Origin of the sequence: Cohnella herbarum (genome assembly GCF_012849095.1) — a bacterium.
GTDB lineage: Bacteria > Bacillota > Bacilli > Paenibacillales > Paenibacillaceae > Cohnella > Cohnella herbarum.
Genome location: NZ_CP051680.1, coordinates 6,437,161 through 6,454,093, shown reverse-complemented (window position 1 = coordinate 6,454,093; position 16,933 = coordinate 6,437,161). Strand labels below are relative to the sequence as shown.

At 49.7% G+C, this 16,933-nt stretch carries 14 protein-coding genes; 3 read left to right on the top strand and 11 right to left on the bottom strand.

What is annotated here, in order from left to right; all coding sequences use genetic code 11:
• Window positions 1–30 precede the first annotated feature (30 nt).
• Together HH215_RS27400 and HH215_RS27395 are read right to left on the bottom strand one after the other, a co-directional pair.
• Window positions 31–2,637: a two-component regulator propeller domain-containing protein gene (locus HH215_RS27400; RefSeq protein WP_169282776.1), complete on the bottom strand. Its 2,607-nt coding sequence runs from the start codon at window positions 2,635–2,637 to the stop codon at window positions 31–33.
• Between the two features lie 18 nt (window positions 2,638–2,655).
• Window positions 2,656–4,428, bottom strand: a complete 1,773-nt coding sequence (locus tag HH215_RS27395; RefSeq protein WP_169282775.1) for an S-layer homology domain-containing protein — start codon at window positions 4,426–4,428, stop codon at window positions 2,656–2,658.
• Between the two features lie 538 nt (window positions 4,429–4,966).
• Here HH215_RS27395 and HH215_RS27390 point away from each other — a divergent pair.
• The 3 genes from HH215_RS27390 to HH215_RS27380 all read left to right on the top strand — a co-directional run bounded on the left by HH215_RS27390 (window position 4,967) and on the right by HH215_RS27380 (window position 8,123).
• Window positions 4,967–6,235, top strand: coding sequence for an ABC transporter substrate-binding protein (locus HH215_RS27390; RefSeq protein ID WP_169282774.1), 1,269 nt, complete (start codon window positions 4,967–4,969; stop codon window positions 6,233–6,235).
• Window positions 6,236–6,308: 73 nt separating this feature from the next.
• On the top strand, window positions 6,309–7,199 hold the full coding sequence (locus tag HH215_RS27385) for a carbohydrate ABC transporter permease (RefSeq protein ID WP_169282773.1): 891 nt from the start codon (window positions 6,309–6,311) through the stop codon (window positions 7,197–7,199).
• Window positions 7,200–7,244: 45 nt separating this feature from the next.
• Window positions 7,245–8,123 carry a carbohydrate ABC transporter permease gene (locus tag HH215_RS27380; protein ID WP_169282772.1) on the top strand — a complete coding sequence of 293 codons (879 nt, stop codon included), beginning with the start codon at window positions 7,245–7,247 and terminating at the stop codon, window positions 8,121–8,123.
• Window positions 8,124–8,204: 81 nt separating this feature from the next.
• Here HH215_RS27380 and rnhA read toward each other — a convergent pair whose 3' ends face one another.
• The 9 genes from rnhA to HH215_RS27335 all read right to left on the bottom strand — a co-directional run bounded on the left by rnhA (window position 8,205) and on the right by HH215_RS27335 (window position 16,907).
• Entirely contained in the window at window positions 8,205–8,858 is a 654-nt protein-coding gene (gene rnhA, locus HH215_RS27375; protein ID WP_169282771.1) for a ribonuclease H, read from the bottom strand.
• Window positions 8,859–9,045: 187 nt separating this feature from the next.
• The gene (locus tag HH215_RS27370) at window positions 9,046–10,035 is read right to left on the bottom strand and encodes an aldo/keto reductase (protein ID WP_169282770.1); all 990 of its coding nucleotides are present in this window, start codon (window positions 10,033–10,035) and stop codon (window positions 9,046–9,048) included.
• 111 nt (window positions 10,036–10,146) lie between these two features.
• The gene (locus HH215_RS27365) at window positions 10,147–10,959 is read right to left on the bottom strand and encodes an AraC family transcriptional regulator (protein WP_254450244.1); all 813 of its coding nucleotides are present in this window, start codon (window positions 10,957–10,959) and stop codon (window positions 10,147–10,149) included.
• Window positions 10,960–10,970: 11 nt separating this feature from the next.
• Window positions 10,971–11,717 (bottom strand): type I methionyl aminopeptidase, encoded by a 747-nt coding sequence (map, locus tag HH215_RS27360; protein WP_169282768.1) that lies wholly within the window; start codon window positions 11,715–11,717, stop codon window positions 10,971–10,973.
• A gap of 164 nt (window positions 11,718–11,881) precedes the next feature.
• Window positions 11,882–13,165 (bottom strand): ArsB/NhaD family transporter, encoded by a 1,284-nt coding sequence (locus HH215_RS27355; RefSeq protein ID WP_169282767.1) that lies wholly within the window; start codon window positions 13,163–13,165, stop codon window positions 11,882–11,884.
• 9 nt (window positions 13,166–13,174) lie between these two features.
• Window positions 13,175–13,837, bottom strand: a complete 663-nt coding sequence (locus tag HH215_RS27350) for a class II aldolase/adducin family protein (protein ID WP_169282766.1) — start codon at window positions 13,835–13,837, stop codon at window positions 13,175–13,177.
• A gap of 111 nt (window positions 13,838–13,948) precedes the next feature.
• The gene (locus tag HH215_RS27345) at window positions 13,949–15,223 is read right to left on the bottom strand and encodes a TRAP transporter large permease (RefSeq protein ID WP_169282765.1); all 1,275 of its coding nucleotides are present in this window, start codon (window positions 15,221–15,223) and stop codon (window positions 13,949–13,951) included.
• Window positions 15,223–15,747, bottom strand: coding sequence for a TRAP transporter small permease (locus HH215_RS27340; RefSeq protein ID WP_169282764.1), 525 nt, complete (start codon window positions 15,745–15,747; stop codon window positions 15,223–15,225). The genes HH215_RS27345 and HH215_RS27340 overlap by 1 nt, the downstream gene beginning before the upstream one ends.
• Before the next feature lie 122 nt (window positions 15,748–15,869).
• Complete coding sequence (locus tag HH215_RS27335; protein ID WP_169282763.1) at window positions 15,870–16,907, bottom strand: TRAP transporter substrate-binding protein; 1,038 nt, start codon at window positions 16,905–16,907, stop codon at window positions 15,870–15,872.
• Between the last annotated feature and the right edge of the window lie 26 nt (window positions 16,908–16,933).

Here is a 16,933-nt window from a genome sequence, read left to right as displayed (position 1 = left end):
GGCGAACCCCTCTTTTTTTTGTTTTATCCATTACTGCGCTTCTTTAATGATGCCGAAGTAGCGGCCCATCCAGTAAGGGAGGGTGAATACGGTCGCGCTCTCCAATTCGTCTTGTACTTCGTAATTAAAATTCGGATTGGCGGAATACTCGCCTTCGATCGTCTCGAACGGATTGTTGTTGTTCTTAATGATCAGCCGCTCATCCGGAGGCAGCGCGTAGTTGGTCTGCGAGTACTCGTCCCGATCGCCGGGCTCGATATAGAATACGTCTTGACGGTCGTACTGCGACTTAAAGGTGATGCGATATTCCGGCATACGGTACAGAAATCTAACCGCGGAAGTCAAATCCACGTTCGTATAATCAGGGTGTGCCAGTTGATAGAGGAAAGTGTAGAACGGATTTTCCTCCCGTACCTCATTGGAATACCACTGATCGAACGCGTCGACGATCTGCTTGTGTCTTTGCGGATCTTTCTCCAACATAATTAATTGGAATACGGGGAACCATCCGAGCTCTTCATCCGAATAATTGATATACTGCGTCCAATCTTGGTGTACGGTTGCGTTTGCATTGGAATCCATCTGTAATTTATCGCCTTCGTCAATATCTTTGGAAATTTCGGGATAAACGATGGTCTCCCTCGTTACGGGAATGTTGTCGTGGTTATTGTATGCATTCGTCGCTTGGCGCACTAATCTACGCTCAATATATTCGTTGGCTAATTGGATATATCCCTTGCCGTTCACGAATGGTTGTGCCGTGCTATACTCTCCGTCGAACGCCAGATCGTATGCCGCCGCGAATTTCGCTTGATCTTGCGGATATTCCTCCGCGGTAACGTACATTGCCGTCTTAAGCAATCCCATAACTCCCAGCGCGTTCAACGGACCGTCTTCATAGCCATAGGACAATGCATCGTCGCCATTCTCGTCCGCCCCGATCTTCAAGGTCCAGAGAGAGTTCTGCTTCATGACGCTCACGCTGTCATTAAAGTATTGCGACAACCAACGAGACCACTGAGTCGATTTCCCCGTCGCGTCTTCGATATAATAATGGTCGTCTTCCAAGATCAGGTTAGTCAAACGGTTCGATGCTTTGGCGATTAAACTCTTCATTTCATTCGTCACCGCATCGGTGGGGTCGTCGCATAAAAATTTATACGCCGCGAAGAACAACGCGGAATGTCCGGCGATTTCATCGGAGGACGTGTCTGCTTTATACACGATCTGATTCATATCGATTTTGCCGTTCACAACGACGCCGGCCGGGAATAAATCGTTAAAGAAAGTCGGAATCTCCTCGTAAACCGGGGCCGTAAGTTGGAATAGCGGGCGATTAACGCTACTTGTACTCGTATCCTCGAAAGTAACGTTATTATTTGTTGCCGCAGTTATAACAGGAAGCACCTGGTAGACCGGTTTATTCGCTTTGCCGACATTCGTCTTGATATCGATTCCCAGCTTTTGACCGTCAGGACGCGTTTCGTTAAGAGCATCGATCGCTGCCTGGCTAAGAGCAATACCGTTGTAGTTCATGACATCCGTGCCGCCCGAAGGGAACAAAGTCGATCCCTTCTTCGTCAAGGAGTCCCTCGTAACCCTCACTATGGAATAACCGATCGGAGTAGCGTCGTCCCTTCTCAGGCTCGGAATAATACCGTTAGGATTATACACGGCTCCGGACACGCTCACGACATGATGGAACCAGAAGCCTTTTTCATAAGGCTGGTACCCGTAATCGTCCCCCGTGTTCGTTATTGCCCCTGCCTCGCTGGTCAGCATATAGGAACGAGCAGGATACCCGTTGCCGCGTCCGGAAACGTAATCCAGCAGCAGAACCGCTTTAGTCGCTCTAATGGCGGCGTCTTTAGCCGTTTTAATCTCGTTTGCCTGAGCGATTGTAGGCGCCGCTCCGTATTCGCTCTTCAAAGTGGAATATCGGAAAATCTCTCCCAACGCATACATAGACGTCCATAGACCGTCGTTATCGCTTGTGGAAGGGTGGCCCGTGAATATCCCCGACGGAGAACTATAGTCGGTGTATGTGTTTTCCGGATCATCGAACGTAAAGCTTGTTCCCGTTACCATTCCAAACCGATCGTTCACGGGAGCGATTAATTTCTCGTAAACGGCGGATTTTTCGTACAAGGTTTTCATCGGCATTTCAATGTGAGTCACTCCGGTAGCCGTTCTTGCCCAGATGCCGCCTTTATTATCGGAGGCTAATCCGGTAATGTGATCGTCGCCTCCGTAGAGGTAACGCGGTCCCGCTAAATATTGCACGATATCTCTCGCGTCGGTCTCTTTGAAGTCTACCCGCTGCAGGCCGTTCTCCGTCCCGATCCAGAAAACTCCGTCCGCGTCCTTAACCACGCTAGTAACGTCGTCCGTAACCGCGGTAGGAAGGAAAACGAGATCCGTTTTTTCCGTTACCCAGACGATATCGCTTGGAATGGAACTATCTCCGGCTTTGTAATACGTCATTTTTTTCGTTGGAGTGGCCTTTAACTGAACCGTGGAGTACTGGGCTCCGGCCGGCTTTCCCGCTGACGCGAAAGCTTGGGTTACGGGCAAAGTAAACATCAAGGAAGCAGCTACGACTCCCATCACGAACTTTTTAGTTGTTGCTTTTGACATGGGTTGAATCCCCTTTCCTTATTGTCGGATATAGGAGACGCCGGTGTCCGTGATCGCATACACACCGGTGCTTCCGTCAGAGATTAATAACAACACGCGATTATCCGGCAATTGTTTATTCTCTTTCGTATAATTCGTCATCGCATTGCTGGATAAGTTGATTTTCGTGACCCCATCGTCGGTCCCAATCCACAAAAATTCGCGGGATAAAGTGAGAACGGAAGTGTTAACTCCTCTCATCGAAGGGAAAATCGAAGGTTTAACCGTAAAGTCCTTATTAACGAATGTCTCCGCGTTCAGCAGTTCAGGCAAGTAAGTCACATTATTAGCAATCTCGGGATCATAAGTAGAATCGCCCAAGAACTGAAGATACTTCTTCACGTTCCCTTGAGCTCCCGTATCGCTGAAACTATTAAGTACCGTGGCACGGTCGTAGAGTTTAGTGCTCATATCATCGGGCTTTGGACCGCCGCTCCCGCCGCCTCCGCCGCCCGTTCCTCCGGTCGAGGTCCAGCCTTTAGTGACGTCTTTGCCGCCGATATTCGCGTTAGCGGCATTCAGGATCAGTGCCAATGGAATTTTAACCAGAACAACGCCATCCGCATTGATCGTAACTTCGGCGACTTCTCCGTCCCCGGTTACGGTCACGGCGGCATTCGCAATCATTTTCCCGATTTTAGCTTTCGCGTCGAGCTTAGCCTTGCCGCCTTTGGACAACTTCGAAAAGATTAGATTAGATATGATTCCTTCCCCGATGTTCAGCGTACCGTTCGAATTAAACGTCAATTCGATAACGTTACCCGACACGCCAACCGTATCCGTCGCATTCGAGGAAACGTTAATGGCTGCGATCGGATTCGACGACTCGTTCACGATCTGCGCGCCGGTGAGCACTTCGAAAGCGTCCGCGGACGAAGTTCCGGTAAGGACAAAACGAAGAGGACCGGATGGTTTGAAAATCTTCACCTTCTTCGCCTTGCTGTTCTTAAAGATAATGCTATGTTCTCCGCCGCCAAGCACGAATACCGTTCCGCCGATCTCCGATCCGTTGATCGTGAAGTCCCCTTCGCCTACGCCCGGGGTTATGTACAAGTTGCCCTTAATCTTGGCATTGGACAACGTTCCGCCCGCCGTATTCACGACCACGTTTCCGCCTTGAACATTCGCATGGGACGAAGAATCCGCGACGAGCGTTCCCATGACGTTGTTGATCATCTTAACGGCTTCCGCGCGGGTCAAGCCTTTGCGCGGTTGAAACTCTCCATTCGTTCCTTCCACATATCCCGCATCTTTCATCGCGTAGACGGCCTCGGTCGCCCATGTCGAGATTTTATCGTCGTCCGCGAATTTGAAGCTTGTCGACCCCGACGATACGATATCGAAGACGCGACTTAGAATAATGGCAGCTTCCTCCCTCGTCAATGTCGCTAACGGCGAGACATCGCCTTTCGCGTTACCCTGCAGAATCCCAGCCGCGTAAGCTTTCGAGATCTCATCGGCATACCACGCCGTCGGAGACACGTCGCCGAACGTTTTATCGCTTGTTAATCGGTAATTAAACACCCGATTCACGAACGCAAGGAATTCCGCCTTCGTTACCGTTTGATTCGGCAACAAGTTCCCCTGCCGATCCCCTTGAAGCAGACCAAGCCCCTTCCAAGAGCTCATTTCCGCGGATGCCCATGCCGGAATCGTTTCTGTGGTCGTAGCCGCGCTCGACAGCGGCGCATAAGCAAGCAGCATTGTCGAAGTCATCGCGATAGCGACGCTTTTCTTCAGCTTTCTGTTCACATTCGTTCCTCCCTCGTCTTTTTGTTCATCATTGAAACCCGACTGCTCCTTGCCTCGCGATCTCGAACGTTCTAATATCGTTCTGAAATTCAGCGCTTTAACCTCGGATAGAAAGCGATTACACATTCGCTTTTCCCCCACCCCTCCTCGATGCCTAATTGTAGTAACATTTCATTACTTTATTATTAGTCATAATAACAAATTGTCAATATGTTAATTTTATAATAACAATCTTTTTTCATGGCTTTCTATTGTCCTTACATTATGCTTCCCTTCTAAAAATCCTTAAAAACCACGTTAATATCGAATAAACTCATTGACAATATGTTGTTACGATCATTACAATGCAATTATATTGTTACTACAAATCAGTCGATTTTCATGATTTGTATACATTAGTTTACAAAATACTCCACTAAAGGCGGTGAGCGACATTTCGTCTTTGAGAAACCTCATCCATTGAACCTCGGCCAGCCGGTCCGAATCTCATTCGACGCGCTCTACAATATGAAATTTATTAAAGGGAGATCATAAAACGATGAAAAAGCTGATCATTGGTCTTACGTTAGTCGCACTCTCCGCGGGAATCGCGGGTTGCTCGGGCTCGTCATCCAAAGGAGACGAAACAACCCTGCGCATAGCGATGGTTTCGCCAGGCGAAGGCGTCATTAAAGTCTGGGAGCAAATCAAAGAGAAATACGAAGAAGCGCATCCCGATGTCAACGTGGAATTGAATTACCAAGAGGACGCCATCTATCAGTCAATCGGCCTTCCCAACCTTCTTAGCGGGGAAAACGCGCCGGATATTTACTTCGAATGGGCCGGAGAACGTCTTAAAACGAGAATAGAAAGCGGATACGCAGCGGATTTAACCGAGGCGTTGAAGCAGGACGGTCTTAAGGATGCATTCTCCGAGGGCGATTTCAAAGGCATGGAGTTCGATGGCAAAACTTACATGATCCCAACCGCTAGCGATGTGTCCAACATCATCTGGTACAACAAAAAGATATTTGCCGACCTCGGCATTCAGCCGCCGCAAACGTGGGAGCAATTCATTGAAATCTGCGAGAAAATCAAAGCGGCGAACATCACTCCGCTCGCATCGGGCAACAAGGACTTATGGCCGGGCGGCAACTGGATTGCCCATCTTATCTCTCGCGTTGTAGGAGAGCAAGCTTACGGCGATGCATTGCAATTGAAACAGCCGTTTAATTCTCCGGATTTCGTAACCGCTCTCGGTTACGTCCAACAGCTGTGGGAAAACAAATATATTAACGATAGCGTAAACGCGATTGCCGATGACGAAGGAGACGTGCTGTTCTTTAACGGCCAAGCAGCCATGCATCCGATCGGCAGCTGGCTCGTATCAAGCGCCTTGGAAAGCGCTCCCGAATTAGAATTAGGCTACTTCAATCTTCCGTCCATGCCGAATGGCAAAGGCGATCAAACCAGCGTGCTTGGCGTACAAAACGGTTTCGCGATTAACGCCAAATCGGCTCATTTCCAAGAAGCCGTTGATTTCATGGCTCTGTACAGCTCGGTCGAATCTTCTAAGCTGCTCGCAGATGCAGGCGCAATGCCGATCGCCAAGGGCGGAATCGACCCGGAGAAGACGGATGCGCTATCGCTTAGTTTGATCGATATGATGAAACAATCCACGATGCTGGTTTCGCCTCCGGACACGGGATATAACATCGAAGTGGCAAATGCCTTCAACATGGCGATTTCGCAGGTTCTCGGCGGAGTTAGAACGCCCGCTGCAGCTTTGGCCGAATTGGACAACACGATAGCCCCTTTGAAAAAATAAACGTTAAGGAGGCCGACGTTTCCTCTTTCGAGACGCCGGCCTCCTGCCGTATATGCACTATGGAGGTGGAACAATGAACCGCAAGAACCACAGATTCAGCATCTCGCCTTACTTATTCGTAGCCCCTTCCGTATTGTTGTTCAGCCTAACGATCCTCGTTCCTATCGTTATGACCTTCGTATTCAGCTTCTACGATTGGAACGGCTTCGGTCAAATGACCTTTACCGGCTTCGATAATTACGTTCGCGCTTTCCAGGATCGCGTTTACTTACTCTCCTATTGGCATATCTTCATCTACATCGTGCTTACGATAATTCTCGAAGTATTTTGCGGACTCGCTCTCGCGGGCTTAATTACGATGAAAAGACGGGGCAGCGGATTGTTCCGGGTCGCTTTCTTCACTCCGGTCATGCTTCCGATGATCGTAGTTTCTTACCTATGGAAATTCGTATACAATTCCGATTTCGGATTAATAAATTCGGTTCTGAACAGCATCGGTTTGGAAAGCTGGACCCGCGTGTGGCTAGGCGATCCCAAATTCGCCATCTATGCCGTAACTTTCGTTTCCGGTTGGGTTTTTGCGGGCTACTATATGACCATCTTCTACGCCGGCATTCAACGAATACCGAACGACATCTACGAATCGGCCTATCTGGACGGGGCAAGCAACTGGGATATTTTCTTCAAAATAAAAATCCCGATGATTCGGGATCTGGTGGACGTCGCTATTATGCTCTGCGTGCTCGGCGGTTTCCAAGCTTTCGACCTCTTCTACGTCATGACCAACGGCGGTCCATATAACTCGACGGAGATCGTTACGACCTACATAGTCAAAGTGGTATTTAACAATATGAGCATCGGTTACGGCTCCGCTTTGGCTGTCATCATGTCGATCGTCATCGCCACTCTCGGCATCGTGACGAACAAATTGAAGAAAAAAGACAACGGTACGCTGGAATACTAGACCGTCTTTAAACCGCAAAGATTCAAAGAGAAAGAGGTGCACCCCATGGCAACAGCCACTTGGAGCGCTAAAGGCAGAGAAAACAGCAAGATCGATAGAAGCGGAAGCCGTTGGCTGTCCCGAATCTCTTATTACGCGTTCATGATCGTGCTCTCGTGCTTCTACTTTTACCCGATGATATGGCTCGTCCTGTCCTCTTTTCGGGAAAATCGCGAGATATTCACGAATCCGTTCCGGTTTCCCGAACAAGTAAACTTTCAAAACTGGGCGGACGCTTGGCAAATCGGACATATTAGCACCTATGCTACGAATAGCGTCATCGTGACGTCCTTGACCGTTATCTTCATTTTGTTATTCGCCAGCATGGGGGCTTTCGCGTTCAGTAAGCTTCCGTTTAAGGGTAGCAAAGGGTTGCTCATGCTGTTCGTCATCGGCCTGTTCATGCCTTTGCAATCCTTTTTTATCGCGCAAAGCTACATTTTCGACAAGCTGAGTCTTAAAGATTCCTACATGGGCCTTATTCTTCCGTATATCGGAGTAGGATTGCCTTTAGCCGTATTTCTATTGAAATCGTTTCTTGATTCCATTCCGAAAGATTTGATCGAAGCCTCTCGGATCGACGGGTGCAGTGATCGCATCTTATTTATACGCATTATCCTTCCGTTGCTCGGTCCCGGTTTAGCTACCGTTGCGATTTTCTCTTCGCTGAATGCATGGAACGAGTTGCTGCTAGCCATGCTCTACATTCAGGACGACGGTCTGAAGACGCTCCCCGTAGGACTGCTCGCGTTCTCCAGCCGCTACGTGACCAACTATAAGCTGCTATTCTCCGCGCTGGCTTTAATCACGATTCCAATGATCCTGGCGTACGTCGTATTTCATAAACGAATCGTAAGCGGGTTAACGGAAGGATCATTGAAATAGGACAATCGGTATCCCGGATAACTTCCTAGCTCCGCCCTAACCCTGACCTTGATCGTTCAGGGTTATTCGGCGTTCAATTTCTCACTTCCGTCCGTAATCGGCTTTAATCTCGCCCCATTGCTTCGTTTGCCATTTGACGACCTTGTTCGGATACTTATTCATCTTCAGCCATTGGACGGCGCGGTCCACCAGTTCCCATATTTCCTTAGTCGACTCGTCTCTGACCAATGTCGAGGACACTTCCTTCTGCTTCACCCATTTCAACGCGTTAACCGAATCGCTGTAGACGGTTTTGTTGCTCCCCTTTTTCTGCAAATAGGCCAATCCGTGCACGATCGCGAGGAATTCTCCGAGATTATTCGTCCCTTTCCTTATAGGTCCCACGGAGAAAACGACTTCGCCCGTCTGCGTATCCACGCCTTTATATTCGACCGGTCCCGGATTTCCGCTAGTCCCTACATCGACGGAAATACTGTCGTAGTCGATTTCTTCCGTCGTTTCCACGCCGGTCGTTCCGGGTTTGAAGCGGCTTCCAGCACCTGCTCCCGCCGGCTTTCCGCTTCCCCAATGCTTCTTCCAGCCTTCTTTATAAGCCAATTCGGCAGCAGCCTTCGTCTCGTAGGACTTAAATTTCGCGTCGTCGAATTTGTTGATTTGTTCCTGGCAATCCGCCCAACTCGCGTAAACTCCGGGTTTTCTGCCAACCCATACTACGTAAAATTTTTGTTTAGCCATCTATTCTTTACCTCTTTCATTAGGAAGACTAATCCTTGCTTCTTAGTCTAGTAAAGCAGTAATAACACCGATAAACAAGTATCACCGTAGATATCCACGTCTGAATTTCGCCTATTACATCACAACCAAATAAAAAAAAGACCGCCGTAACGGGCGATCTCGAGAAGTCATCGATAGGATAAAACCGTTATTTCAAAATTTCGTCGATACGAGCCAATTCCTCGATGGAGAAGTTTGGCTGGCGCAACGCTCCGACCGCATCTTCGATCTGGCCGACTTTGCTCGCTCCGATCAATGCCGACGTCACTCGTCCGCCGCGCAGCACCCAAGCCAGCGCCATCTGAGACAGCTTCTGTCCTCTTTCCGCAGCAAGCTCGTTCAGCAACCGGACTTTGCCGAGCGTCTGCTCGGTCAGCTCTTCCGGCCTCAGGAATACGCTCGGCCCTGCCGCTCGCGAATCCGGCGCTATTCCGTTCAGGTAACGATCCGTAAGGATGCCCTTGTGCAGCGGTGAAAAAGCGATCGAACCGATTCCTTCCTCTTCCAGCACATCCAGCAGCCCGTTCTCGGGTCTCCTAGTTAACATCGAATATTGCGGCTGATGAATCAAACACGGCGTACCTAGACGTTTTAATATTCGGGAAGCTTCCTTCGTCTGCTCCGGAGAATAATTCGACAACCCGACATACAACGCCTTCCCTTGACGCACGATCAGATCAAGCGCCGACATCGTCTCTTCCAGAGGCGTATCCGGATCGGGGCGGTGATGATAATAGATGTCGACATAGTCAAGCCCAAGCCGCTTCAAGCTTTGGTCGAGACTGGACACGAGATTTTTCTTCGACCCCCATTCCCCATATGGGCCAGGCCACATATAATAACCTGCTTTGGTCGAAATAATCATCTCGTCGCGATAGGCCGCGAAATCCGCCTTCAGGATGTTACCGAACGTCGTTTCGGCAGATCCCGGAGGAGGGCCGTAGTTGTTCGCCAAGTCGAAGTGGGTAATGCCCAGGTCGAATGCCCTTGCGATCATCGCCCTGCCATTCTCGAAAGTATCGATTCCTCCGAAATTGTGCCACAAGCCAAGCGAAATGGCTGGCAGCTTCAAGCCGCTTTCCCCGCTGCGATGATATGTCATCATGTCGTATCGTTGCGAATCCGCAGAATAAACCATTTTAACTCCTCCTTGTTGTTCGTCTCTAAGTTCTCTCTAAGAGAAATAGTAACAAGAAGGCGAGGTCAAGCCTATATCATTAGGGATGATAGATATGGGTTAATGTCTCATTCACCGATAATGCTTGGGGGATACTCCCTTGATTTGCTTGAACATCTTCGAAAACTGCAGCGCATCCTGGTAGCCGACGGACCTCGCGACCTCCCCGACGGAATAAATCCCTTTTCCGAGCAGTTCGCAAGCTTTGTCCATCCGATATTGCAGCAAATATTGCCGGGGAGGCACGCCGACGGACTCCTTGAAAATAACCGACAAATACTTCCGATCCAGCCCGAGCACGCCGGCCAATTGCCGTACCGAAATGTCGTCTCCGTAATGGGAGTGGATAAATTCCATGCTGCGATGCACGTATTCATCCTGTTTTTTCCCGCTAACGGGACCTTTCGCTTCTCTAGGCATAACTTCGACCAACGTAGACAGAAATTCGTACAGCATCGCTTGCCGACGTATACCGCCGCTATCCTCGCGACACATCGCTTCCGTCAAACGGTCGTATAGATCGGGCATCGTTCGGACATCCATCGGGAATACGGGACATTCCGGCGTTAATGCGGTTCGGGCAATAATCGAAGGCACCTGAGCTCCATAGAATCCGATCCAAGAATAAGTCCATGGGTCACGCTCGTCTGCTGCATAGTAAGTAACGGTATGCGGATAGATCAAGAAGGCTTGACCTGCGGACAGCCGGTACTCCCGCTCTCCGACCCGAACAACGCCTTGTCCTTGATGAATAAAATGAATCTTATAGGTTTCCTTAATCCCCGGACCGACCGCATGTCCGGGCACGCAATGCTCCTTGCCCCAATATTGGAGATAGAGATCCGGATCCTCGCGCTGGGGGCGTTCCGGATTATATCGGAACACGCGCGACTCCTTTAACATGCGGTTACGATAATGGGCTTATTATTCGTGATGATGATCGTGTGTTCGAATTGCGCGACGCGGCTACGGTCGGGAACGGCTAACGTCCAACCGTCGGTTTGTTCCACGACATAGGACGTGCCCGTGGATAAGAACGGTTCGATCGTGATGACTTGACCGACCTTCAGCACTCTGCGATCTCGCGGTTCGAAATACGGCAATATTTCGAACGGCTCCTCGTGCAATCCTTTGCCTACTCCGTGGCTGCACAAATTTTCAACGACCCGATACCCGCCTTTTCTCGCGTGATCCTGAATGATTTTACCGACCTGATTGAGCTTTACGCCCGCCTTCAGGTTGGAGATGACCTTCATCATCGTCTCGTAAGTATATTGGCATAAGCCCCCCACCTCATTCGTAACCGGAGGCACCTGGAACGACTGCCCGGCATCCGCATAATACCCGTTAAGCTCGGCCGATACATCGATGTTAACGAGATCTCCCGCGTGTATAACCCGTTCTCCGGGGATGCCATGGGCAACTTCCTCGTTAACGCTAATGCAAGTGTATCCAGGAAAATCCACGTCCTTCATAGGCGCGGAAACGGCTCCGTAACGAGCTAGCACCTCTTTCCCGATCTCGTCCAGTTGTCTTGTCGTCATGCCGGGGCGGGCGTTTTGTTTCATTTCCTCTATGGTAGTCGCGACAATTCGACCGATTTTCATTAATTGCTCGATATCTTCCTGCGATTGTATCGTCACTGCGATTGCATCTCCTTCTCGTCTAGCTTAATCCGATTGGGGAATAACCATGTTAATACATTACCGTTTTCCCCCAGTCTCTTCAAGTTCGGCATTCCCATGACAGGAAGAAAAAGCCGACCCAAGGAGGTACCCAGGAGGTCGGCTTCGCGCAAAGTGATCGGCTACATCAAATATCTCAAATAAACATAAACGCTTGAAATCACGATGGAAAGCAACATTAACGGAAAGGCGTATTTCAGGAACTTAACGAACGTTATCGGATAGCCTTCTTTCGCCGCGAGTCCAGCCGTAATCAGATTCGCACTGGCTCCGATCAACGTACCGTTGCCGCCTAAGCATGCTCCAAGAGCCAGGCTCCACCACAACGGCTCAAGATTGCTCACGCCCATGTTGCCCATTTCTTGGATCAGAGGTATCATCGTGGCGACGAACGGAATATTGTCCATGAACGCCGACGCGATAGCGCTCATCCACAGAATGAGCATCGCGGTCGCGGTCAGATTGCCGCCGGTCAAATCGATCGCTTTCACGGCCAGATCGCTGATAATACCCGTGTCGACAAGCGCGCCCACTAACGTGAACAAACCGATGAAGAAGAAGATCGTCGCCCATTCCACCTTCGTGAAGGCCTCTTCCATCGTATGTTCCCCAGCGAGCAGGAGCAGCAGGAACGCGCCGATAAGCGCCACAACGGACGATTCGACGTGCAAAGCCTGATGAAGGAAGAAACCCGCAATCGTGAGTCCTAATATCACTAGGCTCCGGATCAGCAGAGGGCGATCGGTAATAAGCTTGCTTTCGTCCATCTCCATGATTCCGCGCTTGTACTCGTCGGACGTACGCAATTTTTTGCGAAAGAGCAGAACGAACAACGGAAGATGAACCGCCATAATGACAATGACGATCGGAGCTAAGTTATCGATGAACGCCATGAAGGTGAGCTCCTTCACCGCGCTCCCGATCATAATGTTCGGCGGATCGCCAATCAACGTTGCCGTCCCCCCGATATTGGACGCTAATATTTGCGTAAATAAAAAGGGAAAGGGATGTACTTTTAATTGGCGCGTCAGGCTGAACGTTACCGGAACGATCAGCAGCACCGTCGTGACGTTGTCCAGGAAGGCCGAGGCTACCGCCGTAACCAAGGCTAAGGCGATCATAATTCTGACCGGCTCTCCCTTCGCTTTCTTCGCCGCCACTATCGCAATATAACTGAACAAACCCGTCTTGGCCGTAACGCTTACGATAATCATCATCCCGATAAGCAATCCTAGCGTATTAAAATCGATATGATGTACGATTGCCGATTCTACGTCCACGATGCCTAAAGCGACGACGAGAAGGCCGCCTAGCATGGCCACGATCGTTCTGTGGATTTTCTCCGCGATGATCATCCCGTAGGTGATCAGAAATACGGCAAGCGCTAGAATCGCCTGATGTTCCATAGGACCTCCTTAGATGTTCCAGTTTCTCCTCGGCTTGTAGGCCGCATTTCCAATAAACTCGCGCTCCGTTTCAAGAGGCAGTCCCGTCATCGGAATACCCGCGGACTGTGAAACGACCAACATCTTACAAGCCATTTCCAGCGTCTGAAGCGCCATTCTGGCTTCCCGGATCGATGTGTCGTACACGAGCACCCCGTGGTTCTCCAATAGAAGAATATTAGCGGACTTCGCTTTCTCGCGCACGCCTTCGCCCAGCGCCTCGCTTCCCGGATGATAATAAGGCACCCGAGCTACTTTCTCCAAATAATACATCGTTTCGATAAACCAGTTCGTAGGAATCTCGATCTTGGAAGCCGCTATTAACGTACTGTAGAACGGAGAGGCATGCAAGACAGCGTTAATCTCCGGACGTTGTTCATAAACGGCGCGGTGCATCGGCGTTTCTTTGGACGCTTTTCGACCCTCGGTTCCGTAAGAATTGCCCGCAAGATCGCATTCGATCAGATCCAAGTCATCCAACTCGCCAAGGAACGTTCCGCTTGCCGTAATCAAATAACGGTCCTCGGACGTTCTTGCGCTAATGTTCCCGGAATTGCCCCATGCGATTTCATACTCCATCATGTACTTCCCGGTCTGCTGCAGTTCTTTTCTAACGGTATCAACTTTATTCATATTAGCTTAGTCCTCCTGTATGCGTCTATGATTACGTTCCCTGGAAATAGGAATAGCCGCATAGCGGCCATTCCCCGAAACAATATTTAGCAATATCTACCTGACGGTTAATCAATCCAGCCAGTTGGGAATCAGCATCGTGATTTGCGGAACATAGGTGATCAACAGCAGGGTTATCAGGAGTACGGCATAGAACGGCAACATCCCCCTGGTAATCTGCAGAAGATTGATCTTCGCCAACTGAGCCGAGATGAACAAATTGATGCCAAGCGGCGGCGTACACATTCCGAGCGCCAAGTTGACGATCATAATGATCCCGAAGTGAACCGGATCGATGCCTAACGTAACAGCAACCGGCATAAGCAACGGCGCCAAAATAATAATGGAAGCATTCGTTTCCATGAACATTCCGACTACGAGCAAAAACACGTTAACAAGCAGCAGGAACACGTACGGATTATCGGAAATTCCGATGAAGAACTGCGCGACGTCTTGCGGAATGCCTTCCCGCGTTAGAATCCATCCGAACAATCCCGCACTCGCTAGAATGAACATAATAGCCGATGTCGTGACGACGGACTGGGTAAGGATATTCATGAGCTTTGGAAGCTTAATTTCACGATAGATCAGCACGCCGACGATGAAGGCATATGCAACCGCAACCCCGGCCGCTTCCGTTGGCGTAAAGTAACCTCCGTAAATTCCCCCAAGAATGATAACCGGCATTAGCAAAGCGAAGAACGAATCCTTGAAAGCTTTCCACAGCTCTTTGCCAGACTTTCTCGTTTCCTTCGCGTATTTGCGTTTCTTGGCGATAATAAATACGGTAGCGATTAAGGATGCACCGATGAGCAAACCCGGCAGAAATCCTGCCATAAACAGAGCACCGATCGAGGTTTCCGTTGATATCCCGTATAGAATCAGCGGAATACTAGGCGGAATAATAACTCCCAGCTCGCCGGATACGGATTGAACGGCTCCCGTAAAGTTCCTGTGATATCCTCTGGCAATCATCGCCGGAATCAGAATACTCCCTAATGCTGCGGTCGTGGCCGCGCTGGATCCCGAGATCGCCGCGAAGAACATCGACGTTACGACCGTAACGATAGCGAGTCCGCCAGAGAAGTGACCCGTCAGTGCATTAGCGAACGCGACAAGCCTTTTGGATATCCCCCCGTATTCCATCAACACTCCCGCAAGTACGAAGAATGGAATCGACATAAGAGGGAAAGAATCAATCGAGGTGAACGAACGTTGCACGAGAACGATAAGCGGAGTCCCTCCATCCCACAAGATCGCGACGGCAGCCGCAAGACCCATGGAAATCGCTATTGGAACGCCGAGCGCGAAGAAGAGGATAAGGAATACAAATAGTATGATTCCCATTACACTTGCCCCCCTGCCTTCAAAGCTTCCGATACTTCGGAAGTATCGATATCTTCATGCGTAAGATAGTCAATAATGTTCGCAATCGAGTTTATGAGCATTAACGCGGCGCCGATCGGAATCGCCATATACGGAATATCCATACTGAAGCCCAAACTAGCCGAGGTTTGACGGCTTACGATTTCGAGCATGTCCACGCCTTTGACGAGCAAAATAAGAAAAAACACGATAGATATTAAAGCGACTATGATTCTTAGAACTTTACGAACCTTGGGTTTCACGCTCTCGGAGATGATCTCGATCGCGATCATTCTATGGTTGCGCAGCGCCAGGGAAGCACCCAAGAACACCGTATATACCATAAGATAACGCGCCGCTTCCTCCGACCAAGTCAATGGATAATCGATTACGAATCGGCAAAATACTTGAACGACGATAATAATGGACATCACGCCTAACATTAAGCCAACGACGTATCCCACTAATTTATTTAAGCCATCGATCGCTTTCAATACTGCTTTCATGAGGTCGTCCTCCTGTTCAGTGCACTAAACATACAGGTTTATGGGCAGAACAAAGGAAGCCGGTGTCCGCACGGCGAGCTTATTGCGCACATCGACACCGGCTCCTCTGATATAGGTTTGCCTTACTTCGTATTTACGATGCTGTCATAGAGCTCTTGTCCGTACTTGCCCGCGAACTCGGCATGAACCGTTTTCGCTTTCTCCATGAACGGAGCCGTATCCAACTCGATAACTTCCATTCCGCCCTTTTTCAAACCTTCCAACAGCTCGACGTCTTGTTTGGCAACCAATTCGTTCTCGAACGTCGTCGCTTCTTTGGCAGCTTCCTCAACCGCTTTCTGTTGATCCTTCGACAGCTTCTGGTACGTGATATCGCTCATCGTCAATTGTACGTATCCATAGACGTGGTTAGTCATCATAAGATACTTCTGTACTTCTTGAATTTTGTTGCTTGCCATGAAGGCGATCGGGTTTTCTTGTCCATCGATTACGCCCGTTTGCAGCGAAGAGTATACTTCGCCGAATGCCATCGGAGTCGGCGATGCGCCCATCGCTTTCCAAGCGGCGATCGATGCCGGGATTTCCGGAACGCGGACTTTCAAGCCTTTCAAATCTTCGACCTTCTCGATTTTGCGGCTAGCCGTCAGCTCGCGAGGTCCGCGAACCCAGAACTCCAGTCCCCGAATTTGCGCGTTGGCGAGCAAGTCCTGCTTCAACTTCTCTCCGACTTCGCCGTAGAGCACTTTCTGCAAGTGGTCGTTGTCGCGGAACAAGTACGGAAGCTCCAGGATGGAGTAAGGCTCGTAGAAGTTAGACAACACGCCCGCTACGAGGGCGAAATCGACGGATCCAAGCTGCATGCCTTCGATTAGATCGCGGTCGTTACCGAGCGTGGAGCTCGGATAGATTTCAACTTCAACGCTACCGTTCGATTTTTCTTTAACTAACTCGGCAAACTTTAATGCGCCTTTGTGCCATGCATCGGTTTCGCCCGTAATATGTCCTAATCTCAGCTTTACGACTTTATCGGAGCTACCTGCATTGGTGGAACCGGAACTCGCCGATGGGTTCGCGCTATTCCCTTCGTTTTTTCCGCAAGCTACAGCGCTTACAAACAATAGAACGATCATCATGGTTACGGCAATGGACTTCTTAAACATTCGTGTCTGCCCCCTAGGTGTGTATT